This is a genomic window from Flavobacterium sp. (genome assembly GCF_041911335.1).
Taxonomy (GTDB): Bacteria; Bacteroidota; Bacteroidia; order Flavobacteriales; family Flavobacteriaceae; genus Flavobacterium.
Window position 1 is genome coordinate 62621 of the sequence record NZ_JAYRPD010000029.1, and the last position, 7400, is coordinate 70020.

6 protein-coding genes are annotated in these 7400 nt (G+C 31.5%); 2 read left to right on the forward strand and 4 right to left on the reverse strand.

What is annotated here, in order from left to right; translation table 11 throughout:
* Position 1: 1 nt before the first annotated feature.
* Together lpxK and ACE3PD_RS03630 are read left to right on the forward strand one after the other, a co-directional pair.
* Complete coding sequence (gene lpxK / locus ACE3PD_RS03625) at positions 2-1015, forward strand: tetraacyldisaccharide 4'-kinase (protein WP_374399608.1); 1014 nt, start codon at positions 2-4, stop codon at positions 1013-1015.
* On the forward strand, positions 987-1799 hold the full coding sequence (locus ACE3PD_RS03630; RefSeq protein ID WP_374399610.1) for a purine-nucleoside phosphorylase: 813 nt from the start codon (positions 987-989) through the stop codon (positions 1797-1799). Before lpxK ends, ACE3PD_RS03630 begins: the two co-directional genes overlap by 29 nt.
* On the opposite strand, the gene ACE3PD_RS03635 is transcribed toward ACE3PD_RS03630, so the two are convergent.
* The 4 genes from ACE3PD_RS03635 to ACE3PD_RS03650 all read right to left on the reverse strand — a co-directional run bounded on the left by ACE3PD_RS03635 (position 1774) and on the right by ACE3PD_RS03650 (position 7267).
* Positions 1774-3984: an ATP-binding protein gene (locus ACE3PD_RS03635; protein ID WP_374399612.1), complete on the reverse strand. Its 2211-nt coding sequence runs from the start codon at positions 3982-3984 to the stop codon at positions 1774-1776. The genes ACE3PD_RS03630 and ACE3PD_RS03635 overlap by 26 nt on opposite strands.
* A 59-nt stretch (positions 3985-4043) precedes the next feature.
* A complete protein-coding gene (gene gap, locus ACE3PD_RS03640) occupies positions 4044-5042 on the reverse strand; it encodes a type I glyceraldehyde-3-phosphate dehydrogenase (protein WP_374399614.1) in 999 nt (332 codons plus the stop codon).
* 104 nt (positions 5043-5146) lie between these two features.
* On the reverse strand, positions 5147-6022 hold the full coding sequence (gene lipA / locus ACE3PD_RS03645; RefSeq protein WP_374399616.1) for a lipoyl synthase: 876 nt from the start codon (positions 6020-6022) through the stop codon (positions 5147-5149).
* 207 nt (positions 6023-6229) lie between these two features.
* Entirely contained in the window at positions 6230-7267 is a 1038-nt protein-coding gene (locus ACE3PD_RS03650) for a hypothetical protein (protein ID WP_374399618.1), read from the reverse strand.
* Positions 7268-7400 lie beyond the last annotated feature (133 nt).

Here is a 7400-nt window from a genome sequence, read left to right on the forward strand (position 1 = left end):
TATGAATTTCCTTCGAAAAATACTTTTCCCTTTGGCCTTTTTGTATTGGCTCGTTACGTTTATCCGAAATTGGCTTTACGACAAAGGCATTTTCAAAAGTTTTTCTTTTGATATTCCTATCATTGCAGTTGGAAATCTTAGCGTCGGTGGAACAGGTAAAACGCCTCAAATCGAATATTTAATTCGATTACTTTCTGATAACTATAAAGTGGCGGTTTTGAGTCGCGGTTACAAGCGTACGACCAAGGGTTTTATTTTGGCGGATGAAAATGCTAGTGCGAGTTCTATTGGTGATGAACCATTTCAGTTTTATTCGAAATTTCCAAATATTCAAGTTGCAGTTGATGCCAATCGTAAAAGCGGAATTGAAAATTTATTGCAACTTCCAAATAAACCAGATGTTGTTTTATTGGACGATGCTTTCCAGCATAGAAAAGTAAAAGCAGGATTTTATATTTTGCTTACGGCTTATGATGATTTGTTTTGTGATGATAATATTTTGCCTTTCGGGAATTTACGCGAACCGTCTTCTGGTAAAAAAAGAGCAGATATGATAATTGTCACAAAATGTCCGAAGGATTTGTCCGAACTTGCACAGCAGAAAATCAAAGAAAAGTTGAAGGTAAAGCAGCAAGTTTTCTTCACTACAATTCAGTATGACGATTGTGTTTTTGGAAATGACAGTCAATTGTTGGTTTCGGAAATTCAATCGGAAAGCAAAGTGTTGGTTGCCGGAATTGCAAAACCTAAATTATTCTTCGATTTTCTAAAGAACGACAATGATGAAACTTTAGTTTTTCCAGATCATCATGATTTTTCGAAACAAGATTGTGAGCTAATTTTAGCTAAAGCCAACGGAAGAAAAATAATTACAACAGAAAAAGATTTTGTTCGTTTAAACGGATTATTGCCAAAAGCGCAATTGTTCTATTTACCAATAAAATCAACTTTTTTAAATACAAACATTGATAAAACGATAGAAGATTATGTGGGACAAAGTTCAAGAAACAGTTAGTTACATTAAAGATAAAACCAATTTCACTCCAGAATACGGCGTGATTTTAGGTTCAGGATTAGGTGGATTTACAGCAGATATTGCTATCGAATATACTTTGCCTTATTCGGAAATCCCAAATTTTCCAGTTTCAACAGTTCAAGGTCATCAAGGCGCTTTGGTTTTTGGAACGATTCAGGGAAAAAAAGTAGTGGCAATGCAAGGCCGTTTTCATTTTTATGAAGGTTACGATATGAAACAAGTTACGTTTCCTGTTCGTGTAATGAAATATTTAGGAGTTGAAAAATTGATTGTTTCCAATGCTTCTGGAGGTGTTAATTCGGAATATGTTGTTGGAGATGTTGTTGTTATAACAGATCATATTAATATGATGCCCGAACATCCATTACGTGGTCATAACGATGAGCGTTTTGGACCAAGATTCGTAAATATGAGCGAACCGTATTCTAAAGCCATGATTGAAAAAGCATTTGAATTGGCAAAAGCATTAAATATCGATTTGAAAAAAGGAATTTATTTAGGGTTACAAGGACCAACATTTGAAACGCTTGCCGAATATAAAATGGTAAAAGCGTTGGGTGCTGATTGCGTTGGAATGTCAACTGTTCCAGAAGTTATTGTAGCGCGTCACATGAATATGGAATGCTTCGGAGTTTCTGTAATTACCGATATGGGTGATGAAGAAAATATTGAAGAAGTTAACCATGAAGAAGTGTTACAAGCGGCTCAAAAAGCAGAACCTCATGTAAGAAATCTAATTAAGAATTTGATTGCTCAGTACTAGTTAAGTATTTGGTAACAATCGTATAGAAATGCTCTGGTTCAAAAGGTTTGGTGATTACTTCATTCATGCCATAGGACAAGAGCATTTCTCTATTTTCATTTAAGGAGATTGCTGTTAATGCTACAATAGGAGTGCAAGTGTTGAATTTTCTGATTTCACTAGTAGCTTCTGTTCCATTTATTCCTGGTAAATGAACGTCCATAAGAATTAAATCGTAGTTGTTGATTTTTACATCTTCGATAGCATCTTCGCCATTATCTATAATATTGCAAGAAATACCTCTTTTTTCAAGCATTTTTTGTGTAATCATTTGGTTGATTTTGTTATCCTCAACTAATAATACTTTTTTATCAGTCAATAACGATTGAGAAGGTTTTATAACTTCTTCTTTTACTTTGTTTGCTATTCCTTTTTCAAATTGTAATTCAAAACTAAAAGTACTTCCTTTTCCAGATTCACTATGAAGATGAATTTCACTTCCCATTAATTCTAATATTTTCTTCACAATGGAAAGCCCAAGCCCCGTTCCGCCATAAGTGCGATTAATTTCAACCGAACCTTGACTAAAACTATCAAAAATAGCGTCTTGTTTGTCTTTTGGAATCCCGATTCCGTTGTCTTTAATTTCAAAATAAAGCGTCACATTTTCAGATGTTTCTTCTCTCTTTTTGATGGTGCACCAAACATCACCATTTTTACTGAATTTGATGGCGTTGTTCAATAAATTGATAAGGATTTGAGAAAGTTTTGTTGGGTCACCTTTTAAATTAAAATCAATCGATTTGTCAATGTCAAGATGGCATTTGATATTGTTTTCGTGAATGAATTCTTTAAAAGAAGTTACAATGTTTTCGGTTAGTTCTGATAGGTTAAAATTGATTTTCTCAATAACCACTTTATCCGATTCTAAACGGTTGATTTCTAGTATATCATTAATGAAATTTAAAAGGTAATTGCCAGAAAACTCAAGTGATTTCAGGTAATTCAGCTGACTTGCTTTAGGTTTTTCTTGCAATAAAAGATAAGTAATTCCATTAATTGCGTTCAAAGGAGTGCGAAGTTCGTGACTTACGGTTGATAAGAAGTCAGCTCTCGCTTTTGATGCTCGTTCTGCTTTATCTTTTTCTATAGTTAATTCTCTATTTTTCTCTTTTAGAAGTTTATTCGTGCTGATTCTAATTTTATTGTTTTTGTATAATGATAAACTCAATAGCGATAAAATGGAAATTAAAGCAATACTCAAAATACTAATTAACTTAGAAAAGCGTAATGTTTTTTGTTGACTTTTTTTCTCTTTGTCTAATTGTTCAATCGTCTTAAGTTGTTTGTCAAATTGAATTTTATCAACGGTGTTTTCAGCTACATAACTATTGTAATATTTTCCAATAGAATCTGTTAAATCGGCATATTTTTTTAAATATAAATTAGAGCTTGAAATGTTTTTGTTTTTTTCATAAGTCGAACTAAGAAGCTTATAAATGCGTTTGGTTAGTTGAAAATCATTGTTGTTTGTTTCGTTAGTTTGATTGGCAAGGTTTAAATAGTTGATGGCTTGCGGATAATTTTTCTTAAAAATTTCAATTTCTCCTAACTGAATATATGCTTCTGTTTTTGTACTTAGCAAAGCATCATCACTAATATTTTCTACGACACCTTTTAATATAGTGCTAGCTTCATCAATCTTTCCTTTTTCTTTTTTTATGATGGCTTTTTGAAGATTGATTAATTCAATAGCTTCAAGGAAATTTAATTTTTTATAAATAACCGTAGCTTTTTCAAAGTAAATTTCAGCATTGGAAATATTATTTTTTTTGAGATAACATTTTCCTAAGCCATAGTATGAAAGCGCAATATTTGAATTAGGTTCTCTTTTGCTGTAAATACTAATAGCTCTAATGTAATAGTCAATAGCTAAATCATTTTTTTCAAGTTCGTAAAAAATGGTAGCTAGTTGTAGATAACAGTCAGCAAGTTTGTTGTCTAGATTATTTGCTTTGGCATATTCAATAGCTTTTTCGGTATACAAAATAGCTTTAGTGTAGGATTTTTTGGCTTCTTTATTAAAAAGACCAATCTCTAAATAGTAGTCGGTACTATCGTTTATTTTTCCAGCATCTTTGTAGACAGACTGTGTGTAACCATTTATAGTTACGAATAGAAATAATATGAAAAGTCGTTTAATCAAGAAATGCCTGAGTTAAATTTAACCCTGCAATTTAAAGTTTTTTAGCGATAATAAAAACTTTATTTTTTAGAAACGAATGTAATTAAGTCAATTAATCTAGAAGAATAGCCAATTTCATTGTCGTACCAACCTACAATTTTAACCATTTTGTCAATCACAGAAGTTAATTGTGCATCAAATAAACAAGAGTTTTTATTCCCAATAATATCCACGGAAACAATTGGGTCTTCCGTATAATCTAAAATTCCTTTAAAATTAGTTTCTGAAGCTTTTTTAAACGCTTGATTGATTTCCTCGATTGAAACTTGTCGTTTTACATTAAAAGTAATATCGGTCAACGAACCATCAGGAACTGGAACTCGAATACCACAACCACCAATTTTTCCATCTAATTCAGGGAATATTTTAGTCAATGCTTTTGCAGCACCAGTTGTTGTGGGAACAATAGATTGCGAAGCACCACGAGCTCTTCTTAAATCTTTATGCGGTTGGTCGTGCAAACTTTGGTCGGTAGTGTAGGAGTGAACGGTGGTGATGTACGCTTGTTCAATTTCGCATAACTCCTGAACGATTTTAATCATTGGAGCTGCATTATTAGTCGTACAGCTTGCATTGGAAATTATCGTTTCGCTTCCGTCTAAAATGTGTTCGTTTACACCTAAAACAACGGTTTTTATTTCATCCACTTCAGAAGGTGCGGAAAGAATTACTTTTTTCGCTCCAGCTAAAATGTGTTGGTTAATCTCATCAAATGTTTTGAATTTCCCTGTCGATTCAATAACAATATCAACGTTTACTGATTTCCAATCTAAATTTTTAATTTCTCTTTCGTGAAAAAATAAAAATGATTTATCATCGATGATAATCGAATCATCAGAAAACGAAACCTTATGATTCAAAACACCGTGAATGCTATCATATTTTACCAAATGCGCCATTGTTTTGTTATCTGCAATGTCGTTGATGGCAACTACTTCGATAGTAGGATGATTCAAAAGCAATCGGAACAAATTACGTCCAATTCTTCCAAAACCATTAATAGCAATTCTTGTTTTCATTCTTAAGTTTAAAAGTTTATGGGTTTAAAAGTTTAAAAGGAAATTAAGTTTAGAGGTTTTGCCAACCCTTTTAAACTTATAACCTTCTAACCTCATAACCTTTTTTAGTGAATATGTTTCTCTGCATGGTAAGACGAACGCACTAAAGCGCCACTTTCCACATGTCTAAAACCTAATTCTTTTCCGATTTTTTCGTATTTCGCGAATTGTTCTGGCGTGATGTATTCTTTAACTGGTAAATGTTTTTTACTTGGTTGTAAATATTGACCAATCGTAACAATATCCACTTTTGCATCGGCTAAATCGTGTAAAACTTGAATCACTTCTTCCTCCGTTTCACCTAAACCTAACATGATACCCGATTTTGTTCTTTTGATACCTTGCTCTTTTAAATAACGCAATACTTCCAAACTTTTCTCATATTTCGCTTGAATACGCACTTCACGAGTCAAACGTTTTACGGTTTCCATGTTGTGCGAAACTACTTCTGGAGCAACTTCTATGATTCGGTCGATATTTTTAGTGTTGCCTTGAAAATCTGGAATTAACGTTTCTAAAGTAGTATTTGGATTCATTCGGCGAATGGCTTTCACGGTTTCTGCCCAAATAATTGACCCCATATCTTTTAAATCATCACGATCCACGCTAGTAATAACCGCATGTTTGATGTTCATAATTTTGATAGAACGCGCTACTTTTTCAGGTTCGTCCCAGTCCACATCTTCAGGGCGCCCGGTTTTTACGCCACAAAAGCCGCACGAACGGGTACAGATATTTCCTAAAATCATGAAAGTTGCCGTTCCTTCGCCCCAACATTCGCCCATATTAGGACAACTTCCCGAAGTACAAATGGTATTCAGTTTGTATTTGTCTACTAAACCTCTAAGTTCGGTGTAGTTTTTACCCGTTGGTAATTTTACGCGTAACCATTTTGGTTTGGGTTCTCTTGGAGGAAAAACATTGTCAATAGCCGTGTCCATAATCAAAATTTTGATAGGCAAAGATACAATTAGAATTTTAGAATTTAGAAGTAAGAATTTAGAAAATGAGAAAACTTTAGGAAAGTTTTAGGAAATGTGAAAGCGGATTACTTCAATATAAATATTGAGGGTAAGTTGTTTTTTTAATAAATTTATTATAAGTATTCAGAAAAAAAACAAAAAGTATATTGGTTTTGCTTTTTTTAGCTAACCTAAAAATTTATTTAATGCAAAATTTATTTTTATTGTTTTTCCTTCACGAATAACTGTAAATTCTAATTTTTGATCTATTTTTAAATTTTTATAAAAATTTAACCTATCTAAATTTTTAACTAATTCTCCATCAATGGCAATCACTTTGTCATTTAATCTTAAACCATTTTTGTATGCATCAGTATCTATATAAATGTAACTTATCAGCCAACTATCATCAATATCTGTTCTATCTATGTATGAGAAACTTTTGAATAAGAATTTTCTGTGGATATTAAACTTTTCATTGGGTTTAATGTATATGTAATTTTGTTTTAAATCAATAATCAAATCAAAGTTATCCAAAACATCATTTCCAATGATTCCGGCATAATCAGTGCTAGAAAGAGATCCACTAGTATCTTCAGAAATATCAATAAGGTGTTTTAAAATTTTATAATTTCCTATCATGATTTCATCTGCGTATGTTGTAAATCCTTTTGTTTCACCTCCTGTACCTCCGGTAGATAAATACTGTATTTGCTCAATATTATCAATATTGTGATTGCTGGTTAGGCAAGTAATACTTGAACCCGTATCTAATAAAAAATTCCCCTTAATATATCTGTTGTTGCTAAATCTTATTTCAAGAGGTAATAAAATTTTATAATTTTTAAATTCAAATTTTATTTTATCATATCCATTAAAATTATCTATTAATGAGATTTCTCTTTTTACATAATCTATTTTATGGCTTTTATTATTAAAAGAGTTTATTCCTAATATTCCATCTGCATTTTTTCCAAGTATAGATTTAAAATTTAAAATTGTTGAATTGTCAGAATAATTTTTAATTTTTTCAAAAGCGTAAGTTACCGTGTCTTTTATTTTGTAAGTATTTTTTATTCCATTACCAATGCCTCCTATGATTCCTTTTTGAATGTTTTTAAATTTTATTTTATTTTCAACACAAAAAGATGAGTCTAAATAAAAAAAAGGTGCTCCAGTGTCATAAATAAAATCTCCATTAAATTTTTTATTATTAATTTTCACTACTATCCGAAAGTTTTTCAAAAATAGAAAAAAAACTTCTGTATCCCTTTGTTTATATGCTTAATTTTGTTTGATTGATAAAATTATCTGTTGAAAAAATGTTTTTTTCTGGTGGTTTTTCAGCTTTTTTTAC